The organism is Candidatus Saccharibacteria bacterium (assembly GCA_017983775.1).
Taxonomy (GTDB): domain Bacteria; phylum Patescibacteriota; class Saccharimonadia; order JAGOAT01; family JAGOAT01; genus JAGOAT01.
In genome coordinates this window covers 1-21,588 of record JAGOAT010000014.1, presented here as the reverse complement: position 1 = coordinate 21,588, position 21,588 = coordinate 1, and the positions used below count along the sequence as shown (strand labels likewise).

33 protein-coding genes are annotated in these 21,588 nt (G+C 39.3%); 1 reads left to right on the top strand and 32 read right to left on the bottom strand.

Features of this window, described 5'->3' with window-relative positions:
• Positions 1–132: 132 nt before the first annotated feature.
• The 7 genes from KA531_02460 to KA531_02430 all read right to left on the bottom strand — a co-directional run bounded on the left by KA531_02460 (position 133) and on the right by KA531_02430 (position 8,738).
• The gene (locus KA531_02460; protein MBP6005739.1) at positions 133–1,122 is read right to left on the bottom strand and encodes a hypothetical protein; all 990 of its coding nucleotides are present in this window, start codon (positions 1,120–1,122) and stop codon (positions 133–135) included.
• Between the two features lie 218 nt (positions 1,123–1,340).
• A complete protein-coding gene (locus KA531_02455; GenBank protein ID MBP6005738.1) occupies positions 1,341–1,889 on the bottom strand; it encodes an FKBP-type peptidyl-prolyl cis-trans isomerase in 549 nt (182 codons plus the stop codon).
• 440 nt (positions 1,890–2,329) lie between these two features.
• The gene (locus KA531_02450; protein MBP6005737.1) at positions 2,330–4,879 is read right to left on the bottom strand and encodes a preprotein translocase subunit SecA; all 2,550 of its coding nucleotides are present in this window, start codon (positions 4,877–4,879) and stop codon (positions 2,330–2,332) included.
• A 5-nt stretch (positions 4,880–4,884) separates the two neighbouring features.
• Positions 4,885–5,247 (bottom strand): ribosome-associated translation inhibitor RaiA, encoded by a 363-nt coding sequence (locus KA531_02445; protein MBP6005736.1) that lies wholly within the window; start codon positions 5,245–5,247, stop codon positions 4,885–4,887.
• On the bottom strand, positions 5,244–6,473 hold the full coding sequence (gene serS / locus KA531_02440; GenBank protein ID MBP6005735.1) for a serine--tRNA ligase: 1,230 nt from the start codon (positions 6,471–6,473) through the stop codon (positions 5,244–5,246). Before serS ends, KA531_02445 begins: the two co-directional genes overlap by 4 nt.
• An 8-nt stretch (positions 6,474–6,481) precedes the next feature.
• Complete coding sequence (locus KA531_02435; GenBank protein MBP6005734.1) at positions 6,482–7,234, bottom strand: hypothetical protein; 753 nt, start codon at positions 7,232–7,234, stop codon at positions 6,482–6,484.
• The gene (locus KA531_02430; protein ID MBP6005733.1) at positions 7,218–8,738 is read right to left on the bottom strand and encodes an LCP family protein; all 1,521 of its coding nucleotides are present in this window, start codon (positions 8,736–8,738) and stop codon (positions 7,218–7,220) included. Before KA531_02430 ends, KA531_02435 begins: the two co-directional genes overlap by 17 nt.
• Positions 8,739–8,775: 37 nt before the next feature.
• Here KA531_02430 and lepB point away from each other — a divergent pair, with 37 nt between their 5' ends.
• Positions 8,776–9,453, top strand: coding sequence for a signal peptidase I (gene lepB, locus KA531_02425; GenBank protein ID MBP6005732.1), 678 nt, complete (start codon positions 8,776–8,778; stop codon positions 9,451–9,453).
• A 6-nt stretch (positions 9,454–9,459) separates the two neighbouring features.
• Here the strand turns inward: lepB and KA531_02420 are convergent, their stop codons facing one another.
• The 25 genes from KA531_02420 to KA531_02300 all read right to left on the bottom strand — a co-directional run.
• A complete protein-coding gene (locus KA531_02420) occupies positions 9,460–10,566 on the bottom strand; it encodes a PAS domain S-box protein (protein MBP6005731.1) in 1,107 nt (368 codons plus the stop codon).
• A 140-nt stretch (positions 10,567–10,706) separates the two neighbouring features.
• Complete coding sequence (rpsI, locus tag KA531_02415) at positions 10,707–11,102, bottom strand: 30S ribosomal protein S9 (protein ID MBP6005730.1); 396 nt, start codon at positions 11,100–11,102, stop codon at positions 10,707–10,709.
• Positions 11,099–11,548: a 50S ribosomal protein L13 gene (rplM, locus tag KA531_02410; protein MBP6005729.1), complete on the bottom strand. Its 450-nt coding sequence runs from the start codon at positions 11,546–11,548 to the stop codon at positions 11,099–11,101. The genes rpsI and rplM overlap by 4 nt, the downstream gene beginning before the upstream one ends.
• On the bottom strand, positions 11,545–12,015 hold the full coding sequence (gene rplQ, locus KA531_02405) for a 50S ribosomal protein L17 (protein ID MBP6005728.1): 471 nt from the start codon (positions 12,013–12,015) through the stop codon (positions 11,545–11,547). The genes rplM and rplQ overlap by 4 nt, the downstream gene beginning before the upstream one ends.
• Before the next feature lie 2 nt (positions 12,016–12,017).
• A complete protein-coding gene (locus KA531_02400; GenBank protein ID MBP6005727.1) occupies positions 12,018–12,935 on the bottom strand; it encodes a DNA-directed RNA polymerase subunit alpha in 918 nt (305 codons plus the stop codon).
• An 11-nt stretch (positions 12,936–12,946) separates the two neighbouring features.
• Entirely contained in the window at positions 12,947–13,564 is a 618-nt protein-coding gene (gene rpsD / locus KA531_02395) for a 30S ribosomal protein S4 (protein ID MBP6005726.1), read from the bottom strand.
• A 1-nt stretch (position 13,565) separates the two neighbouring features.
• Positions 13,566–13,955, bottom strand: a complete 390-nt coding sequence (gene rpsK / locus KA531_02390; protein MBP6005725.1) for a 30S ribosomal protein S11 — start codon at positions 13,953–13,955, stop codon at positions 13,566–13,568.
• A 54-nt stretch (positions 13,956–14,009) separates the two neighbouring features.
• Positions 14,010–14,396 carry a 30S ribosomal protein S13 gene (gene rpsM, locus KA531_02385; protein MBP6005724.1) on the bottom strand — a complete coding sequence of 129 codons (387 nt, stop codon included), beginning with the start codon at positions 14,394–14,396 and terminating at the stop codon, positions 14,010–14,012.
• A gap of 3 nt (positions 14,397–14,399) precedes the next feature.
• The gene (rpmJ, locus tag KA531_02380) at positions 14,400–14,516 is read right to left on the bottom strand and encodes a 50S ribosomal protein L36 (protein ID MBP6005723.1); all 117 of its coding nucleotides are present in this window, start codon (positions 14,514–14,516) and stop codon (positions 14,400–14,402) included.
• 4 nt (positions 14,517–14,520) lie between these two features.
• A complete protein-coding gene (gene infA, locus KA531_02375; GenBank protein ID MBP6005722.1) occupies positions 14,521–14,745 on the bottom strand; it encodes a translation initiation factor IF-1 in 225 nt (74 codons plus the stop codon).
• Between the two features lie 41 nt (positions 14,746–14,786).
• Positions 14,787–16,112 carry a preprotein translocase subunit SecY gene (gene secY, locus KA531_02370; GenBank protein ID MBP6005721.1) on the bottom strand — a complete coding sequence of 442 codons (1,326 nt, stop codon included), beginning with the start codon at positions 16,110–16,112 and terminating at the stop codon, positions 14,787–14,789.
• A complete protein-coding gene (gene rplO, locus KA531_02365) occupies positions 16,084–16,530 on the bottom strand; it encodes a 50S ribosomal protein L15 (protein ID MBP6005720.1) in 447 nt (148 codons plus the stop codon). The genes secY and rplO overlap by 29 nt, the downstream gene beginning before the upstream one ends.
• The gene (gene rpsE / locus KA531_02360) at positions 16,527–17,078 is read right to left on the bottom strand and encodes a 30S ribosomal protein S5 (protein MBP6005719.1); all 552 of its coding nucleotides are present in this window, start codon (positions 17,076–17,078) and stop codon (positions 16,527–16,529) included. The genes rplO and rpsE overlap by 4 nt, the downstream gene beginning before the upstream one ends.
• Entirely contained in the window at positions 17,079–17,423 is a 345-nt protein-coding gene (locus KA531_02355) for a 50S ribosomal protein L18 (protein ID MBP6005718.1), read from the bottom strand. It lies immediately after the preceding gene.
• A 1-nt stretch (position 17,424) separates the two neighbouring features.
• The gene (gene rplF / locus KA531_02350; protein MBP6005717.1) at positions 17,425–17,961 is read right to left on the bottom strand and encodes a 50S ribosomal protein L6; all 537 of its coding nucleotides are present in this window, start codon (positions 17,959–17,961) and stop codon (positions 17,425–17,427) included.
• Complete coding sequence (gene rpsH / locus KA531_02345; protein MBP6005716.1) at positions 17,961–18,347, bottom strand: 30S ribosomal protein S8; 387 nt, start codon at positions 18,345–18,347, stop codon at positions 17,961–17,963. The genes rplF and rpsH overlap by 1 nt, the downstream gene beginning before the upstream one ends.
• A 9-nt stretch (positions 18,348–18,356) precedes the next feature.
• Entirely contained in the window at positions 18,357–18,626 is a 270-nt protein-coding gene (gene rpsN / locus KA531_02340) for a 30S ribosomal protein S14 (protein ID MBP6005715.1), read from the bottom strand.
• On the bottom strand, positions 18,619–19,176 hold the full coding sequence (gene rplE, locus KA531_02335; GenBank protein ID MBP6005714.1) for a 50S ribosomal protein L5: 558 nt from the start codon (positions 19,174–19,176) through the stop codon (positions 18,619–18,621). The genes rpsN and rplE overlap by 8 nt, the downstream gene beginning before the upstream one ends.
• On the bottom strand, positions 19,173–19,535 hold the full coding sequence (rplX, locus tag KA531_02330) for a 50S ribosomal protein L24 (GenBank protein ID MBP6005713.1): 363 nt from the start codon (positions 19,533–19,535) through the stop codon (positions 19,173–19,175). Before rplX ends, rplE begins: the two co-directional genes overlap by 4 nt.
• On the bottom strand, positions 19,535–19,903 hold the full coding sequence (gene rplN, locus KA531_02325) for a 50S ribosomal protein L14 (GenBank protein ID MBP6005712.1): 369 nt from the start codon (positions 19,901–19,903) through the stop codon (positions 19,535–19,537). Before rplN ends, rplX begins: the two co-directional genes overlap by 1 nt.
• Complete coding sequence (locus tag KA531_02320; GenBank protein ID MBP6005711.1) at positions 19,900–20,145, bottom strand: mitochondrial small ribosomal subunit protein uS17m; 246 nt, start codon at positions 20,143–20,145, stop codon at positions 19,900–19,902. Before KA531_02320 ends, rplN begins: the two co-directional genes overlap by 4 nt.
• Entirely contained in the window at positions 20,142–20,339 is a 198-nt protein-coding gene (gene rpmC, locus KA531_02315) for a 50S ribosomal protein L29 (protein ID MBP6005710.1), read from the bottom strand. Before rpmC ends, KA531_02320 begins: the two co-directional genes overlap by 4 nt.
• A 7-nt stretch (positions 20,340–20,346) precedes the next feature.
• Positions 20,347–20,754: a 50S ribosomal protein L16 gene (gene rplP / locus KA531_02310; protein ID MBP6005709.1), complete on the bottom strand. Its 408-nt coding sequence runs from the start codon at positions 20,752–20,754 to the stop codon at positions 20,347–20,349.
• 4 nt (positions 20,755–20,758) lie between these two features.
• On the bottom strand, positions 20,759–21,376 hold the full coding sequence (gene rpsC / locus KA531_02305) for a 30S ribosomal protein S3 (protein MBP6005708.1): 618 nt from the start codon (positions 21,374–21,376) through the stop codon (positions 20,759–20,761).
• Positions 21,369–21,588, bottom strand: a 220-nt coding sequence (locus KA531_02300) for a 50S ribosomal protein L22 (protein ID MBP6005707.1), incomplete at its 5' end; no start/stop codon positions are given. The genes rpsC and KA531_02300, both read right to left, overlap by 8 nt.

Genomic DNA, 21,588 nt, shown 5'->3' with positions numbered 1-21,588 from the left:
TCTGTTTTTATTTTACCTCTTTGATACATTGATATAATATCAAAGTTTTTACAAATTGCAAACCCTTATCTACCATATCTACATTGTCCAGAAAAATATCGGCACAATGAGGTAAATGATAGACAAAAGTTCTTAACCTTTGGACTCTGTAGTAGAAGTGGTGGTTGGGAATCCTGTTGTTGTAGTTGTCGGTATTATTGGTGGGCAGCCATTAAAATATTCTTGATTTTCTACTGTATCCCCCCTATACGTGGCTGTAGTACTTGTTGTCGCTGGAGTACTTGTTGTTGTAGGTTGCCCATCAGTAACTTTATCTTGCTTGCTACCACTGCAGTTGGGGCTACTAGTGACTTCCACCCTACCACCTTTTGCCATAGCTGACACTTCTGCAGCTCTTACTTTACCGTCTGGATTTTGAATAAAGTACACATCACCTACGACAACCTCTTTTAACGATCCATCATCAGTCACCTTACTAGCATCACCCATCACTGATGGGTCAGGCACAATATGACCATCATAGAACTTCATTACCATTGCAAACTGACCATCATCGGTTGGAACATTATATCTGATGGCAACTGTAACCATTCGACCATCAAGCTCGAGATGAGTGTAGCCATTAGTAATAGCCCGAATCATGCAATCATCAATCGATCGCTCTACACCGTCATCTATTCCAGCACTCAATTCGGGATTACGTAAAACTAGATCTTCTTCAAGACCAACCAATGGATCTGTTTGGAGATCACCATTGTTTACTGAGAAACGACCCCGAGAAGCAAATTTCCCATCTGAGTAGTTAACCTTGAGTAATCTTGCTAAATTATCCAAACAATCCCTAAACCTCTCTAGATAGGGATCTCCAATTGTTATCTGCTCCGAGTGGAAATCATCACCAGATGGATATGCCTTCTCTCTGGAAGGGGCATATGAATCCAAGTCAGGTGAAGTTGTCACTGTAGACGTCTTACCTTCATATTCAGCAGGTTCATGCCCCTCAGCTGTAAGAGTACCCGCACTAGCAAGACCCAAAAGTGCTCCAACACATATGCTAGTAGCTCTATTGAATCTACTTCTATTTCCAACCCCTGCCCCTCTCTCAGAATTAAATCTACTCATTTTGCCTTCTCCTATAAGTTTAGTCTATTGAACAATTATATAATACACTATATTCATGAATATGTCAAGGCTTTATCTGATATATTCAATAGGCAAAAGTATAACAAATCCCAAAACAAAACCGGACAATTTAAGACGAGTAATAAGAACAAAGAACTAGATTTATACCCTTAAGTAACGAATTAAATGATCAGTTTTGTGTTGAGATTGTTATAAGTCTAGTCGACGATCTTGACTAGTTCGATATCAAATATCAAGGTCGAGTTGGCAGGTATTGAACCAGTAGCCCGATCACCATAAGCTTTGTCAGCAGGTATAGTCAATCGTCTCTTACCTCCTTCACTCATTCCAGTGAGCCCAATATTCCAGCCATCGATCACAGGAGCATTACCAACATCAACCACATCAAACGGTTGACCCCTATCTAGTGAACTATCAAACTTAGTTCCATCTACCAACGTACCCGTATAATGCACTCTAGCAGTATCACCTTCTTCTAGTACCCTAGCCCCTTCACAGACCAAGGTATCTTCAATAATCACTCCCTCTACTTCTCGACTATTATCTGCTTGATTCACGCAACTAACCTCCTTACTAAATAATTTATTATACCACTCTGACTTCTTGTAATCTGGCAAGCCAACATTGACAATATACAGAGATACCCCAGCACTAACGACTATTAAAGCTAGCTTCCAGTATTTATGAAAATAATACTTCAATGACTTTGGCTTTTGGTCACTACTCTTGTCTTTTGATTTACTCATAAGGGGTATTGTAGCATATAGTCTACTAATAACCCAAGACTTACAAGTAAGTTTGTAATTTTATCTATGGCCCCCATAAGCTCGTCGAACTTCGAAAAATGACAATGCCTTCCCAGGTCATATTCCAAAATCCCGCAGGAATTTACGAGATATCCAGTATTTGAGTTTGGTATTAGAGTAATACAGGGATACTTGATTCCCTGTATTGTCTTCCAGACAATCGGAGAATGATACCCCTACATCATCTTCGGGTTGCCCGAAGGGCAAGACCGGAGATCCAGCATTTGCATCAAATCACTATCTAAATCTCAGTAGAGATGGATCCCCCGGAGGATGACAGGACAGGGGAGGGTTCGGAGGATGACACAAAAGAAACCTCTGATTTTGGAGAATGATAAGAGTGGCTCTACAAAACCTCAAAGAACAAAAGTATAAATCTATTATCTGGAGCGTTTGAGTCGGCGGCGTTCAGCCCGTGAAAGGCTAGAAAGGTCTTGGCCTTTGAGCTGGCCGGGAATAGTTTGCTTGTTAGTATCAGTATCTGAGCCTGACTCAGCTGACTCGATTTCCGATTCTTGATGCCCCCGAATCTGGACATGAAAAATAGTCCTAGCAATAGTCCTCTCAACTCCGATCAAGAACTGTTCAAACAGTCTAAAGCTTTCCTGTTTGTACTCTACCAAGGGATCCCTCTGGCCATACCCCCTCAGACCAATCCCATCCCGCAGATGATCGATTGCCCGTAGATGATCAATCCAAGCTTGATCCAAGATACTAATCGAAAGCTGAGCAACCATCTGATCAACCACTTCCTGAGTATATTTATCGACTAGAGCCTGATAATGCTCTTGGCTCAACTGCTCAGCCAGCTTGCCAGCAAGAGATTGTTTGAATATCTCTTTGGACTCAGGATAATCTTTGCCAAGAAAGTCTCTTAGTAGCTGACCAAACTTAGTCGCATCAAACTTTTGAGTCTGATAGTCTATACTACTACCAGCAATCTCTTGGCTATACCACTCGAGCAGTCCCTTGATATCCTTGACCTGTTTTGGTCGATCAGTAGTAATCCCCAGATAAAACCTGCGCCAACGATAAACAATTTCGCGCTGTTTATTGAGGATATCATCATACTCTACTAAATGCTTACGAGTATCAAAATTGTGACCCTCGACTTTCTTTTGGGCATTTTCAATAGATTTCGAGATCATCCGATTTTCAATCGCCTGACCATGTTCTGCCCCCAAGGTATTCATTAGCGACTTCAACTTGTCCCCACCAAATATCCTCATCAAATCATCCTCAAGCGAGACAAAAAATCTTGATTCACCAGGATCACCCTGACGACCAGATCGTCCTCTGAGCTGATTATCGATTCTTCTGGACTCATGCCTCTCAGTACCCAAGACAAACAAACCGCCCAATTGTTTAGCCTGTTCACTTAAAACAATGTCTGTTCCCCTACCTGCAATATTAGTTGCTAAAGTTACAGCCCCAATCTGACCCGCCTCAGCTACTATCAATGCTTCACTCTGATTATTCTTGGCATTGAGCTTGGCAAACTTAATCCCAGCATCTTCCATCATACTAGCCAGAAATTCATTTCGTTCAATTGAGCTAGTCCCAATCAAGACTGGTTGACCCTTGGCCTGACGCTGCTTAATCTCCTCAATAATTGCTTGATACTTCTCTTCAGATGACTTATAAATCAAGTCAGTCCGATCAATCCTACTAATTGCTTGGTTGGTTGGAATTCCAACAACCTCAAGATCATAAATCTTACCGAATTCTTCAGCTTCGGTTAAAGCTGTACCCGTCATCCCAGAAAGCTTGTCATACATCCTAAAATAATTCTGAAAAGAAATCGTCGCTAGGGTATCTGAGCCATTCTGAATCTCGACACCCTCTTTGGCCTCAATTGCCTGATGTAGTCCTTCACTAAACCGTCTACCGGCCAACATTCTACCCGTAAACTCGTCAACAATTACAATCTCACCATCCGAAGCTACTACATAATCCTTGTCTTTCTTATAAGCGACCTCTGCCCTCAGTGCTTGCTCTACTAAGTGAATATCTCCAACTAGTTCTGGTTGGTACAAGTTCTCTACACCCAAAAAGCCCTCAAGCTTACTCATACCATCACTAGTCAAGGTGGCAGTCTTAAGCTTCTCATCATGTTTATAGTCTATTTCTGGCTTCAATACCCTGACAAACTTCGCAAAACTACTAAGCTTCTGGTCGGCCTTTTGACTAGGCTGAGAGATAATCAAGGGAGTTCTGGCTTCATCGATCAATATTGAGTCGACCTCATCAATAATTGCAAAATTGTGTCCTCGCTGGCTGATTTGACTTTCTTCAGCAACCATATTATCTCTCAAATAATCAAATCCGAACTCATTGTTAATACCATAGGTAATGTCTGCCCGATAAGCTTGCTGCCGTGTTACAGGCCTCAAATGAGCTAGCCTTGGATCTACTAATTCTTGGTCAGATTGATACTCTGGATCATAAATAAAACTTTGCTGAGAGATAATCACCGAAACTGACAGACCAAGATTATGATATATTGCCGCCATCCAGCCAGCATCTCTCCTGGCTAGATAATCATTGACTGTCACTAGATGTACGCCTTTACCCGTCAGGGCATTAAGATAAATTGGCAAAGTTGCTACCAAGGTTTTACCTTCCCCTGTCTTCATCTCAGCTACTTGACCACGGTGCAAAATAATCCCTCCAATTAACTGTACTGGATAATGCTTCATCCCCAGCCATCTTTCCGAGGCAACTTGAACTGTGGCAAAGGCCTCAGGCAAGATCTGATCTAGGCTAGTGCCTGCAAGCTTTTGCTTGAGTAAATCGGTCTGAGCCTTCAGATCAGTATCGCTCAACTTGGACAAATCATGATAATACTGATCTATTTTTTCAAGAGTTGGCTGCAAAGATTTAATCACACCTTGATTATCGCCGAATAGCTTAGCAAAAATATTCCTCATAACTTCTATCTTCCAAATAACCGCTTGACTCCTGAGCGTAATCTACGTCTAGCTACCGTTGGAGAATGCTTATCTTTGTACTTGACGATGTTGTTTTTGATCTTTTCAACACAAAGATCAATTGAGCCATGAGGATTAAGAGCCTTAGCATTGGCCTCAATATCTTGATTTGGTAAATGCAACCTGGCATGACAATGGTAATGATTATCTGACTTGGCAGCTGGACTCTCAGTTAATTCAACCATTATGAGATCTGATTTATGTCCATTGGGTAAGTATTTTGCAAGCTTTTGGAATTTTTTGACTAAATAATCTTTTAGCTTTTGATCTGGCTCAAAACCACGATAACCAACTTGTAAATTTATCATAATTCCTCCTTACCATAATATTTTACTAAAGCCTTGGGTAATATAACCTGACCAGATTGATTTCGATGGTTTGCCAAGATAGCCAGAATTGTTCTTGATGAAGTGACTGCTGTACCATTCAGTGTATAGGCAAATTCTAAACTACCCTGATCATCAAATCGGATATTGAGCTTACGGGCTTGATAATCTGTGCAATTTGAGCAACTAGTTAATTCTCGATAAGTCTGACTATCTGGATCATAGTACTCAAGATCATATTTCTTATACGCAGGAGCACCCAAATCCATAGTAGCATTCAGAACAACTTGATATGGTAGCTCCAAAAGCTCTGCAATCTCTTCCTCAATCGCTAGAATCTTTTGATGGACAGACTCTGCTTGATCAGGCTTACAGTATCCGTACATCTCAAGTTTTTCAAACTGATGAACCCGATATAAGCCCTTACTATACTTTCCATAGGCTCCAGCTTCTAGTCGATAACATGGGCTAAGACCTGCATATAGTCTAGGTTGATCCAAATTCAAGGTCTCATCCATATGATATCCAGTCAAAGGAATCTCAGCAGTAGCAATCATCACTAACCCCTGATCAATAATTCGATAATTCTGCTCTTCTTGACCCTTGGGCAAAAATCCAGTACCTTCAGCTACAACCTCACGCACCATATGAGGAACCGTCAATAATGCAAACCCCTTATCTTCCAAGACTTCAATTGCAAGTGAACTAACCGCCCTCCAGAGTTTAACCATTCTAGTATCTTGGTAGTAAAATTTTGCCCCAGACACCTTAGCTCCTCGTTCAAAATCTACTAGACCCTGCTGTTCCATCCAAACTTCCAGGTCTATCAACTCCGCTTGACTCTTATTTGGCTGAGTCATCACTGCAGATTGCTTGATCACTTGATTCTTATCCTCTGCCCCATCGGGAGTGTTCTCAGCAATTAGGTTTGGTACCTCTTTCCATAGCTCCTTTCTCTCTGATTCAATCAAGGCTAGTCTTTGTTCTATTTGCTTCCTTTTTGTTTTCAGGACCTGCATATCTACCAACTCTTGCTGTGTTGGCCTGCCCTGAAGCTTAAAGCTCCGTAATTGATCCAACTCGGACTTTAAATTGCGCCATTCCTGATCAAGATCCAATAAACGATCGATGTCTACTTTAAGACCTCTTCGCCTAATAGAATCCTTGACCAAATCTGGATTTTCTCTGATAATTTTAAAATCAATCATAGTGTTAATTATACACTATTACTGATCCTTGTAACCGCAATAATTAAGATGAAAGTCAGAGCAGGAAGAATAGTTTGCCAATCGGTAATACCTCTGGAGTAGAGATTTCTTTTAATAATCATCAAGAGTCCAGCCAAAATTGCTATCTGACTAACTGCAATACCCAGAGGTAATTGATAAAATACCCTCCAGACTTGACCAATTGCCACTAGCTCAACCCAAATCACCAAGTTGACCATACTAGACCAGCTAAGACTACCCCTCAAGTAAAGTTGACCAAACAAATTTGTTATAAACAGAACTAGTAGAGCTAATATAACAGCTAGTTCTTGCGATAGACCAAACTGGGGCTTAGTTGATACTAGAATCAAAAAATTGATAGCCATTAATATCATTGCATTAAACCAATTCGCACTTGACTCATCTCGGATATATTTTGGCAATACGACACTCTGGGTCACAAAATAACCTGCAATAACAGGTAGGAGCTTTGGGAAACTTGGCAATAGGAACCAACCAATATTAAAATAAAATAACAAACTAAAAAGCATTAATGGAACTAGGTAGTAAAGATATTTGGTCAACTTCCGGACACTACTAGTCCAACGAAGTACCAGGAAGTTACCAAATAAATCAATTAATACAAATACTATTAAAGTTGGCCAAAAACTGTGTCCAATTAAGACTAGCGAAGTAGCAACAATCAATACCTTAACTAGCCCGACCAGTCTAGCTATATTGTCATCAGTCTTGATAATCATAATAATCCTGACCTATGACAATCTTAATATTATAAAGCTGATCATTATCTGGAATACTCAACTCTGCATCGACACCTAACTTTTGGTCAAGATAACCCACTGTATCTACTAGGCCATCCGTGTAATATTCCACGCTAGTATTAGGCTGAATAGATGGCGCATTATCAATTTCAATCACCCTAAGCCCCAGATATTCCAATTGAATTGCCAAGTTATTTGCTCTACCAGCTACACCGCTTGCATTATAAATCGATACTTTAGCATTTTCACTCTTGATTTGATCAAGTACAAAGATACTTGCTATATGATCTGCAATTGCTTGGTAATCATTATCAATTGGCCTAACCACTGATCCAAGTGAGCTACCAGAAACCTGCTCTAGAAAATTTTCAGTACTAATCACTTCATTGATAATCTTGCTATCATTAACACCTTTTACTAAGTCAACAACCCGTTTAATCTCCGACAAATCAAAATCTGTCTTAACATTGTCCCCAGCTAGATCAATCAGTTCTGTCATCTTATTAACGTTTAATAGAGTATCAATACTTAATGCCTTATCCTTGATTGCTATCAACACTTCTTGCTGACGCCCAGCTCGTGAATAATCTCCAGCCGCACTACCTTTGCGTGAACGCGAATACTTGAGAGCTTCTGTCCCATCTAATTGATGTTGTCCCTCTGTCAAAAAATACCCACACTCAAGCGATGGATTATAATCACAAGGATAGCTATAGTCATTGATTGATTCAGGATTGTCTACCGTAATACCCCCAACTACATCCACAGCCTGAATTAATCCATCGAAATTACTCCTGATATAATAATCTATTTCCATCTTGAAATTACTCTCTATGGTTTCTATCAGTAGAGGCATACCCCTACCATCTTGATCCTCCCCAAGCGAATGGGCTGCATTGATCCTATTAGTACCATAACCCGGGATATCGACCAACAGATCTCTAGGCAAGGAGATCATTGCAACTTGATTATTTCTCGTATCCAGACTAGCTATGATCACTGTGTCCGCTAAGTCACCGGCCTCATGATCATTATTACCAATACCCACCAATAAAATATTAACCCTACCACTATCTTCCCCTTTGAGCTTAGTGCCAAAATCAACAATCGAAAATATATTGGAGCCAGTACTTTTTTCAACAGCAGCATTCAAGCTATAGGCTAACTTGAATCCGAACAATATAATCGGTATAGCTATAATTAATGAGACCATCCTTAAACCAAATTTCAACCTTGGTAGTCTACCATACCATGAACTATGCTTGGTATTGTCATATAAGATCTCCTGACTAGGATTTAATGCCTGACGAGGTTTTCTGTCGACTGTCGTCCTGACTGATTGATTATCTAAAGCATCTCTTTTTTGACTCTGATTTCTGCTCCTTGGACGAATTTTCTTGACATCGGTGACTTTTGATTTTGGATTAATGGGTTTCAACAGATTAGGATTTGATCTAGAAGACTTTTGGGGTTTATTAACCATAAACGAGATTGTATCAAAATTGTGATAGAATATCTATATGGATTTAGAAAAAAAGCCGAGTAGTACTCATGCCAACAGACCAGTAGTAGCCAAAATTGATCTAAGTAAACCGACCCAAGCTAAGAAGTCTTCGATCAAATCCTTGACAAAAGGTTTTTTCAAGAATTTTGTCATGCCTATTGGCTTATTGGTCCTGGTGCATCTTTTCGTATTTCAACCTTTTAGCGTCAGTGGTCATAGCATGGAACCGAATATTTCTGAAGGTGACTATTTAATCATTACTAAGGCTGAAATTAACCTTGCCAAATTGGCAAATCACCTAGGAATGGAGGGTTACGGAATCAAGCGAGGTGATATAGTAGTTCTAAAATTCCCATCTAACCCAGGACGTTACTTTATCAAGCGTGTCATTGGTCTGCCTGGTGAAAGATTAGTGATTAGCCAAGGTAAAATAACTATCTATAATCAGCAAAATCCAGATGGGTTTACGCTAGATGAATACTACATAGATCAAGATCAAGTTACACTCGGAGATCAAGATGTTCAGATTACTGATGATAATTTCTTTGTGATTGGGGATAATCGTTCACCAAATGGGAGCTATGACTCTAGGTCTTGGGGACTTTTACCTTATCAAAATATTGTTGGCATCAGTCGGCTCAGGGTGCTACCTTCAGAGCACTTTGGAGCTACGGCTAGTGCTGAATACAATTAAAGAGGATCAATCTAGTCCAGCTAATACTGGTCTCTGTTTAAGCTTTGCTGGCAGATGAAGTCCGAATTTTGACCCTTGATCTAAATGGCTAACCAAAGAAATTGTCCCACCCAACCTAGTTGCTTGCGTCTTAGATATATATAATCCCATCCCAGTTCCAACAATCGAGCTAACTGCATGATTATTTGTTCTGAAAAATCTAGTAAACAACTGCTCTTGATCTTGCACCGAAATCCCCAGACCAAAATCTTCAACAAAAAAGCTTAATCCTGATGGATCTAAATCCGAACCGTATTCAGCAGAAAGTACAACTAGTTTCTTTTTACCCTGGACTCCATACTTAATGGCATTGGTCAAAAAGTTTACCAGCACCTCTTGCACTCTTTGGCGACTAGTTAAAATGATTTTATTATCCAGATCACTTGAAATCTTCAATCTTAATTCAAGCCCAACATTTTCGAATTTACTAGCAAAATCTAAATAAAGAGTATCAAAAAGTTCCTGAACATTAAGCTGGGAGACTTCAATATCAACAACGCTCTTCTCAGCATGGGCCAAATCTGTCAAATCATTAAGAAGGTTACTTAAAAACTTAAGATTTACCTGGGCGCTTTCAAGTAGCTCTACTGCCTTTGGTTCAATCTGAGCAAATCCTGGCATAATAGCCGTAGAAAGATTTGCTTCCACTATTGCCAATGGGGTACGCAATTCATGAGAAATAATTGAAATAAATTCATCCTTTTGTCTCTCTAGAGACTTCTGAAGACTAATGTCACGAATCATTACTACAGAACCAGCTTTTTTATCAGTTCTTGAAACAGGATTAACCTGAAGGCTGACTGCCAACTCTGTGTTGCCTCGAATAATAATCAAATCATCACGATACATAAACTGATGCTGACCAAGCATTGATTTCAATAAATTATCACCTGCTTTCTGATCCGATAGATAGACCAATTCCTGTAAACTTTGTCCGATTGGATCGTGGTGGGTATCAATGATATCGAGTGCCGCAGCATTATAAAACTCAATTTTACCATGCTTATCAACACTAAATACTGCATCACCCAAACTATTAATTAAGGTCTGAAATCTGCTTGCTTCATCGTTCATTTTTGTATTATAACATGCTAAACCCGAAAGACTGTCTCTCATAGCAATACGGTACCTGTATAATTTTTACAAAATCACAATTATAGAACAATGGAATATTAAACTCCTTCAATCTGATCCAAATTATTATTCAAGCTACCCTAACGCTTGGAGAATTGAGGTGCTCTTCTGGCTTTTCTAAGGCCTGGTTTCTTACGCTCCTTAGTCCTAGGATCTCGACTGAGAAATCCAGCTTTCTTCAAAGCACCCTTAAAATCTTCACTCATAATGACCAGAGACTTAGAAATTGCTAAACGGATTGCCTCAGCTTGACCACGACTGCCACCTCCTTGAACCTTGACAGTAACATCCAGACTATCCCCCTTGGAGATTAGCTTTAATGGTTGGTAGACAATATATTCAAGCTGAAAATTATTAAAGAATTGACCTAATTCCTGACCGTTGATAGTAATCTTGCCAGTACCATTATATACTCTAGCAGTAGCAGATGCAGTCTTGCGTCTCCCTAATGAATAGTAATAATTATCTTTTGTCATTTCTTCTCTCCAATATTAATAGCCAAGGGTTGTTGTCCACTATGTGGGTGGCTAGCATCAGCATAAACGTAAAGGTTCTCTAGCTGTGTCTTGGCAAGCTTATTTTTTGGAAGCATACCCCTGACAGCCATTATAATAACTTGTTCTGGAGACTTCCCAACAAATTCCTCCAATCTAGCTTGCTTGATACCACCTGGAAATCCACTATGACGGTAATAAATCTTATCAGTTAATTTATTGCCGGTCACTACCAAATCTTGGGCGTTGATGACAATTACTTTATCCCCAGTATTGTGCCAAGCAGAATAATTTGGCTGGTCTTTGCCCATTAAAATCATTGCGACCTTGCTTGCTAGGCGACCTAATGGTGCTTGACCAGCATCGATTAAATACCAGCTAGGCTCGGGTCTATCCTTTGGCTTGAGGTGACTAGTGGTAGTTCTCATGACTTATTCCCTTCTTTTTTTACTTGAGACTTATTATCTGCCTTCTTTGTAGATTTATCTGAAGTGCTATCAGGACTTTGATCAGATTGATCACCTACTGACTTCTGTGCTTGATCAAAAATAATCATAATCTTAGCCATTTGAGCATTGTCTCCTTTTCTGTTAGTCAAATGGATCAGGCTAGTATAGCCACTGGTTCGCGATTGCAGTTTTGGCAAAAGATATTGATAAAACTTATCAACTATTACCTGGTTACCAAGTCTTGAGTAGACCCTACGCCTAGAACTTAAGCTAGACTTTTTAGCAAGAGTCACCAACTTATCAAATTCTGGCTTGATAAACTTGGCTTTCTGGGTAGTCGTAGTGATAGATTCCTCTATAATCAAAGCCTGTAAAAGTGAACCTAGTAAAGCTTTCCTAGCTTGACTATCCCTAGATAATTTATAGACCTTATGATGTTTCGGCATGACTAAAACTCGCTTATCTTCAATTTAACTTCTTCTAGTGCCTTAGCTCCGAATCCTTTCATAGAACTAAGTTGTTTATCATCTAAGTTTCTGAGTTGGCTTACGGTCAAAATCTGATTTTTGCCTAGTGCATTGGCAGTTCTGGGGCTAAACCCAATCTCAGTGATCAAGATATCGTCTTCATTTTCAACCCCAACCTCCATACTCTCAACTTCTGTGACAACTGTTGCTTTTGGGCTAAGAATAGTTTGATACTGACCAATCAAGATCTGATTTGCCTGATTAAAAGCCTGCTCTGCTGAGATTGTTTGATTGGTTTGAATACTAATAATCAATTTATCAAAGTTAGTTCTTTGACCTACTCTAGTATTTTCAACTTTGAAGTTAACTTTGCGAATCGGTGTAAACAAAGCATCAACCAAGATTGAGCCGACTGGTAATTGCTCATCCTCTGGATGATCTTCTGTAGAATAATATCCAATCCCTGTCTCGACAACCATCTCCATCTCAAATTGAGTCTTAGCCCCATCTAGGGTAGCAATCACCAATTCGGGGTTAATGATCTTGGCATCATTGCTTGTTTTGATATCTCCAGCCTTTACTTGACCTTGACCAGTCTTTTTCAGGATAAATTTCAAGGGAGCATCACCCTGATAATCAATTCGTAATAATTTGATATTGAGCAAGATTGAAATAACATCTTCCTTAACCCCACTAAGAGTTGAAAACTCATGATCAGCACCCTTGATCTTAACGCTTGTAACGGCAGCTCCACTCAAGCTTGAAAGCAATACTCTTCTTAAAGAATTTCCAATAGTCGTACCGAACCCAGGCGCTAAGGGCTCAATCAAAAACTCTGCTTGACTAGGATCATCAGACTCAGTAATTGTTAATTGGGGTAATATTGATTTTGTAGTCATCTATGATCTCCTTATCTTGAATAATATTCTATTATTAATTGTTCATTGATATCTTTATCCAATTCATCACGCATTGGCCAAGAAATAACTTCAATTGCTAAGTCTTTGGGCTTAATCTTAAGCCAACTATGGCTATTATCTTGCTTCTCTTTCTTGCCCTCCCTGAGTAACTTGAAGTACTGCTTATCTACTGACTCTGATTTTATTGTCACCTTGTCACCAACTTTGACTTGATAAGAAGGAATATTAACCTTTTTACCATTAACGACTATATGACCGTGATTGACTAACTGCCTAGCTCCCTGACGGGAAGATGCTAGTCCAGCTCGATAGCAAAGATTATCAAGCCTAATCTCAAGCAAAATTAGCAAATTATCACCTGAAATACCATCTGAATTGATCGCCTTTTTAACATAACGTCTAAATTGCTTTTCTAATACACCATAAAGTCTTTTGACTTTTTGTTTCTCACGCAATTGAATAGAAAAGTTGCTAGGCTTGGATCCAAACCTTCTACCATGCATACCAGGGGCATAATTTCTTTTAACTAATGCTTTATCTGCTTTTGGGTGCAAACTAAAGCGTTCTCGACGTGATTGCTTAGTAATAGAGCCTCTAAACCTTGCCATACTAAACTCTCCTAGCCTTTCGAGGCCTACAGCCATTATGGGGAACACCCGTAATATCCTTGATACTTTCGACAGAGATTTTAGAATTAGTCAGAGCCCTAACTGCAGCATCTCTACCAGACCCTACTCCCTTAATGATTACTTCCATTTCTACAATCCCATAATCCTTACAACCATCAATCACCCTCTCACTTGCTACCTGGGCAGCATAAGGAGTAGATTTCCTAGAACCCTTAAACCCAACAGACCCAGCACTAGCCCAACTCAAAGTATTACCATCTAGGTCAGTAGCACTAATAATTGTATTATTAAAGGTAGCAAATATATGAAGTTGAGCTTTCGCCAACTTCTTCTTAACTTTCTTCTTTGACTTCTTGACTGTTTTTACCATTTGCTAATTCTTTCCTCTTACCTCATTAATTATCATTGCTTAATCCAAATCAACCTATGTCTTTGCGGGTGCTTTATTTCGACCACTCCCTACAGTAATCCGCTTACCACGCTTAGTCCTAGAATTTGTCTTTGTGCGTTGACCCCTAGCTGGTAACCTTAATCGATGTCTCATTCCGCGATATGATTTAATTTCCTTGAGGCGCTTGATATCTAGTGTAACTTTTCGACTCAAGTCTGCTTCTACAGTCAAATTGTCTTCAATATATTTGCGAATATCAGCTACCTGGGCATCTGTCAGGTCTTTGACTCGAACATCCTCAGATATTTTCAACTGATCAAGCAATTTTTCAGACTGTGATCGACCTATACCATAGATATAAGTCAAGGAAATCACTACTCGTTTATCTTTTGGGATATTAACTCCAGCAATTCTTGCCATTATTTAACCTTGCCTTTGCTTATGCTTACTATTCTTCTGACAAATTACTCTAACCACACCTTTCCTGCGAATTACTTTGCAGTTTTGACACATTGGTTTAACACTAGCTCTAACCTTCATATTCTTACCTATACCTATAAGTTATTCTACCTTTTTCTAGATCATAAGTGCTAAGCTCTATCTTAACTCGATCTCCTTGCTGAATCCTGATCCAGTTAATTCTCATCTTTCCAGAAACATGAGCTTTAATCCTATGACCCTGATCAACTTCTACTATATACAGCCCATTCGGCAAGACCTCAACAACCTTAGCATCTAGCTCGATTAAATCCGTCTTAGCTTTAGACATATACCCGATCTATTATACAGGTTATTAACATTTTGTAAAGACTAGAATTTATCATAATTTGCTGTAATCAATTTTGCTTCAATCTGCTTATAGGTTTCAACAACTACCGCAACTATAATGACCAGACTAGTTCCACTAAGTGTCAGATTTTGACTAATATTTAAAGTCATTGATAGAAAATAAGGTAATAATGAAATTGCTGCCAAGGCCAAAGCCCCAATAATTGTCAGTCGCTTGAGCCTTGTCTTGATGTAGCTAACCGTCTCATCCCCCGGACGAATCCCAGGAACAAACCCTGATTGCTTCTGTAAGTTCTCGGCAATTTGATCAGGCTTGAATATGATGAAGGTATAAAAATAACTAAATCCCATAATCAATATAAAATAGTTAAGATTGTAAAACCAATTATTACTATCATAGTGAACTTGTAGCCAATTAGCCAAGTCAACAATCCAACTACTTGATGCTTCCTGTAAAAGTCTACCTAGAAAAGCCGGCAATGAAAGTAAGGCCAAAGCAAAAATGATTGGGATAACACCAGAAGTCAATAAGCGAATTGGTAAATAATTATTAATAGTAGCTTGGCTAATACTAGCCCGCTTAGCATATGATATTGGAATATTTCTCTGAGCTTCCGTAATAAGGACTACAAAAGCGGTAGTTAAAATTGCAGTAATTACCAGTATTATCCCAGTGAATACACCCGAATCTCCAGTCACACTAACAGTAAAGTTTCCGGCAATCAACTGTGGTAATCCAGCAACGATACTAAAAAAGATCAAAACTGATATACCATTACCTATACCTTTTTCAGTAATCAGCTCTCCAAGCCACATTAAAATCATACTACCAGCCACAATGGTGGAGATTATTAACACCCAATTACTAAGTTGAGCTCCAGCCAAAAAATCTAAGTTTCCAGTGCTAACTGCTGTCTGACGAATCAAAAATACCGTACCAACTGCCTGGACAACCGCTACAGGTAGGGTAAATAATCTAGTATAATAATTAATCCTTTCTTGCCCCCTCTGGCCTTCTTCGCTCAATTGTTGCAATTGGGGCAAAACTTGGGTCAGAAGTTGAATTATTATTGAGGCAGTAATATAGGGTGATAAGCCAATAATCGTGATTGAGAAATTACTAATTGCTCCACCGTTGAATAAATTTGCTAATCCTAAAAAATTATCTCCTTCCAGTGTATTACGTAAAAAATCCTTGAGAATTACTGGCTCGGCAATCGGGATAGGAACGTGAGCTAAGAAAGTATAGATAACCGCTACCAAAAATATAAAACCGATCCGATTTCTCAGATCCTTATTGGCAAAGATTTGGCGAATATCAACTATTTTCATTTCTAAGTTTGACACTTCCTCCAGCTTCTTTGATTGACTTGACTGCACCCTTGGAGACTTGATCCAATACGATATCTATTTTAGTACTGGAAGCAAGCTGACCTATTACTTTGATAGTCTGATCTTCTGATCGAATAACTCCAGCCTTGACCATTTCACTAGGACCAACTTTGGTAAGACCTAGTCTCTCAATATCTCTAATATTTATAGCTCGAACACGATTAGGGTCAAACTTATTAAACCCTCTATTCTTGGGTAAACGCATGATTAGCTTGGTTTGACCACCCTCAAAGCCTGGTTTTGTACTAAATCCAGTCCTAGACTTTTGACCCTTGGTACCCCTTCCAGCAGTCTTGCCTTGGTTTGCCGAAATTCCCCTACCTTTACGCTTTCTGTTTCTTGAGATTTTACTAAGGTTATTTAGCTCTATCATTTATCTTCTCCTTGCTTAGTAAAACCCTCTGGATTAGCATCTGGAACGGCTTGCTCTTTAAGATACTGATCAATTTGTTTCTTCCTAACTGCATTTTTCTTGGTAATCACTCGCTGACTATTGAGCGCATTAATAGTAGCATAAGCATTATTAATCTTGTTATTTGAGCCAAGTGATTTAGCTAAGATATCCTTTACTCCGGCCGCTTCAAGGATCACTCGAACTGTACCTCCAGCAATTAGTCCGGTACCTGGGCTAGCTGGCTTCAGTAAAACCCTAGATCCATCCTTGACCCCAAGAACCTGATGAGAGATCGTATTACCTGCTACAACTACTCCTTGCATTGATCTCTCGGCACGTTCAGTTGCTTTAATAATTGCTGTCACAACATCTCCAGCCTTGGCAATACCAATACCAACTTTACCTTCTTTGTCACCTACTATCATAGTTGCTCTAAAACGAAATCTTCTACCACCTTTCACCACCCTAGTCACACGATCAAGTGCCAACAAGTGTTCGAATGGCAATTTCTCTCTATCTCGATTCATTTAAAACTCCAACCCAGCTTCTCTAGCTGCTTTTGCAAAATTATCTATTCTTCTACCATAAGCCCTGCTACCTCGATCAAGAGCTACTGCTTGAACCTTATTCGAAACAGCCAACTTACCGAGTTCTCGACCTACTTCTATAGCCTGTTCACCCAAGCTTGAACTGATCTTGGCTGTATAGCCACAAATTGTTTTTGAAGAATTATCATCAATTAACTGCGCACTAAACCTACGGTTACTAATATTAATACTAAGTCTTGGTCGATTTGAAACACTTCTTAGCTTATGACGAACCCTAGTTGACCTGGCCTGGCTAGTCTTGCGCTTATTTACTAATTCATTCATTTTATGCCTTTCCTGTCTTACCTGGCTTAAGAACTATCTTCTCATCACTATAACGTATACCCTTACCCTTATATGGCTCCGGTGATCTAAACCTTCTAATTTCACTAGCCACTTGTCCAACTAATTGCTTCTGGTCCCCTGAAACAGTAATGGTATCTGCATTGACATCTATAATAATCCCTTCAGGAGCCTGGTATTCTATCGGATGAGAATAGCCAAGATTAAGGGTCAACTTGGTACCACTAATACTAGCCTTATAGCCAACTCCAACCACCTTAAGTTCTTTCTTGAATCCCTTACTTAGGCCAATGATCATATTGTCAATTAAAGTTCTAAGCAATCCATGCTTGGCACGAGAATCCAATGTACCAACTTTATCAGCGACTAAGATCTTTCCATCTTCCACTCTAACTTCTAGACCAGGAAATATTATTTGACTAAGTTGTTTAGAGCCTGTTGATACGACTATCTGATCGTTTTCAATCTTGACCTCTATGCCTTCTGCTATTGTAACTGGACGATTGCCTATTCTACTCATTACCAAACCTCACAAATTAATTCACCACCAATACCTTTACTATAAGCTTCATAGCCAGTCATCATCCCTCTTGATGTTGAAACAATTGCAATTCCTTGCCCGCCTAAAACCACAGGGATCTCGCCAGCATTGACATAAATCCTTCTACCAGGCTTACTAACTCGTTTCAAACTCAAAACTCTATCTGAAATCTGAGGTAACTCTAACTCAATCAGATCATATGGCTTAGACTGAATCTGCGTAGCAGAAACCAAGTATCCATTGTTGACTAAAATCTTTGCTATTCGATACTTAACCTTAGAATATGGAACAACCAAGCTAGTATGTTTAGCCCTAGAGGCATTCCTAATCCTTGTTAAAAAATCTGCTATTGTATCACTACTCATATCTCTCCTTTACCAACTTGATTTGGTTATTCCAGGAACCTGACCCTTTGAAGCGTATTCCCTAAAGGTAATTCTACTCAGGCCAAATTTTCTAATATATCCACGTGGTCGACCTGTCACGCTACAACGATTTCTAACTCTAATCGGATTAGCATTACGAGGTAAACTCGCCAAACCATTATAATCATGGCTTGCCTTAAGTTCAGCTCGCAATTTAGCATACTTCTTAACAACCCTAGCTCGCTTCTTATCACGAGCAATCATTGATTTCTTAGCCATTTTTACCTCTCTTCCTTAGGGGCATCCCAATCCCTCTGAGCAAAGCTTCACTATCGGGACTATTGATACTATCAAAGACAATTGTTACCTGCAGACCATATTGCTGAGTGTATTTATCAATATCAATCTCAGGAAAAATAGTATGCTCTCTAAATCCAAGATTATAATTTCCTTGTGCATCAAAAGACTTATAATTTAGACCATGGAAATCTCTAATTCTAGGAAGAACAATGTCGATTAGTCTTTCTAAAAACCAGAACATCTTATCTCCCCTTAATGTCACCTTACTTCCGACTTTCATACCCTTGCGAAGTTTAAAATTTGAAATACTTTTTTTGGCAATAGTGACAACAGGTTTTTGGGCAGTGATAATAGCGATAATCGACTCCACATCCTGAAGGTAGCGTTTATCAACATTAGCCTTACCGACCCCACTACTCACAACAATCTTCCTTATTCTAGGCACAGCCATGATTGAATTATAACCCAAATCTTGACGAAGTTGCTCTCTAGCTTTTGAATAACTGTCCTGCAAAGCTATTTTGCTCATTGTATCTCCTTAGTCTTATTAGGCTTAATTTCAGCCTTTTTAACAGATTTGGCCTTGGCATTGGTAAACCGACTGACAACAAAGACTCGAGTTTTCTTACCTTCCATTACTTTATAGCCAATTCTTGATACACGACTGGTTTTGGGATCAATCGCCATAACCTTACTAGGATCAAGTGGGATATTGATATCAACTAATCCTGCCTTTAGTTTACCCTGGGCTTTTTGATGTTTCTTTGCCTGATTAATGCCTTCAATCACAATCTTACCCGTCTTAGGTAAAATCCTAGTAATCTTACCGATCTTACCTTTGTCTCTGCCACTAATTACCATAACCTTATCATCCAGCTTGAGTTTCATTATAATACCTCCGGACTTAGAGAGATTAACTTACTATAACCCTTCTCTCTTAATTCTCTAGCTACGGGTCCAAAAACGCGAGTGCCCAATGGGTTATTCGCTTTATCAATAATCACTGCCGCATTTTCATCAAATCTCAGCGTACTTCCATCTGCTCTACTAAATTCTTTTTTGCTCCTAACTAAAACTGCTCTGACGACTTGTTTCTTCTTAACTACACCCTTTGGTGTAGCCTCTTTGACACTAGCAATAAAAACTTCACCTATCCTGGCATAACGCTTTCTAGATCCACCAATCACCTTAATACACATCAGTTGTTTTGCTCCAGTATTATCAGCAACTGTTAGTCTGGTTTGTTGTTGAATCATTGTTGCTCCTTTTTGGCAAGCTTTTCAAGTACCCGATGTCTCTTTAGGCGGCTAACAGGTGAACAATCTGCAAATACCACGTAATCACCTACCTGAAGATCCAAATCCCTAAAGTCTACAATAAAATTCTTAGTAGTGGTAAATCGTTTCTTATACATTGGATGACGTTTGGTTGTAGCAATCTCAAGTTTTACGCTCCTCTGATCAATCACACCCACTACTTTACCTATTAGCTTTTTCATTTGGCTTGTCTCCGTTCTCTAATAATCGTTTTTAACTGCGCCAACTCTTTTCTCATACTCCTCAAAGAAGCAACGTTGTTTAGCTTACCCATTTTGATATCAATTCTTGCTGAGTTAATCTCTTTTGATAGCTGAATCAACCTTCTATCAAGTTCTGATTCTTTCATTTCTCTAATTTTCTTTAAATCTGCCATATTATTCCTATTGCTTTACTATAAATTTAGTTTTTATTGGCAATTTATGAGCTGCCAAGCGCATTGCTTCTTTAGCAGTTTCTAGGTCTACTCCATCTAATTCAAATAGAATTCTTCCAGGTTGAACCCTTGCAACATAATGAGCCAAAGAACCCTTTCCTGAGCCCATTCGTACTTCTGCTGGCTTCTTGGTTACAGCAATATCTGGAAAAATTCTAATCCAAACCTTACCACCACGCTTCATATAGCGAGTCATTGCCCTACGAGCAGCTTCAATCTGTCTAGATGTGATCCTTTCATGGTCCATGCTCTTTAAAGCATACTGGCCAAAACTAATCTTAGAGCCTCGCTTGGCAACTCCTCGATTCTTACCTTTGAATACTTTTCGATACTTGGTTTTCTTTGGTGTCAACATCTCATTATCTCCTATAAACCCAAACTTTTATACCAATTACTCCGTAAGTAGTATCAGCTTCAGATTTTGCAAAATCAATATTGGCACGTAAGGTATGCAAAGGAATACTACCTAGAGAATACTGTTCTGTTCTTGCCATGTCTGCACCATTTAACCTACCTGCTACCATCACCTTTGCTCCTTTGGCACCCAATCTCGTAGCACTCTCAACAGCACCCTTCATAGCTCGCCTAAAGGGAATTCTTTTCTCTAATTGTTGGGCAACATTCTGAGCAATCAATTCAGCATCTAGTTCAGGATTCTTAACTTCCTCTACATTAATCTTGACATTACCCTTAATGATTCTGGCAATAATTTGTTTTACCTCTTCTAGATTTGAGCCACCCTTGCCAATCACTACTCCTGGTCTGGCCGTAAAAACTGTCACTGTAGTATTCTTGGCAGTTCTTTCAAAGATAATCTTAGCGATAGCATGTCTTGGAGTGAAGTAGTCATCAAGAGCTTTTCTCAGGAGAATATCTCCTGTTAGCTTCTCTCGGTAGTCTTGATCACTATACCAACGACTTTGCCATTTCTTATTAACAGTCAAACGAAAACTAGTAGGGTTGATTTTTCTAGACATTCTTAACCTCCGCTGATTGCTTGGTTGTCTTTGGTTTCTTGACAGTAGGCATAGATAGGTTGATCAGAAGATGAGAAGTGGGTCGCCTGATTGCATTGGACATCCCTCTTGCACGGGGTCGATAACGTTTGATACTGGGACCCCCATCGACACGGATTTCAGAGAGCAAGAGGCTAGATTTTAATAGCCCATGATTGTGTTCGGCATTACTC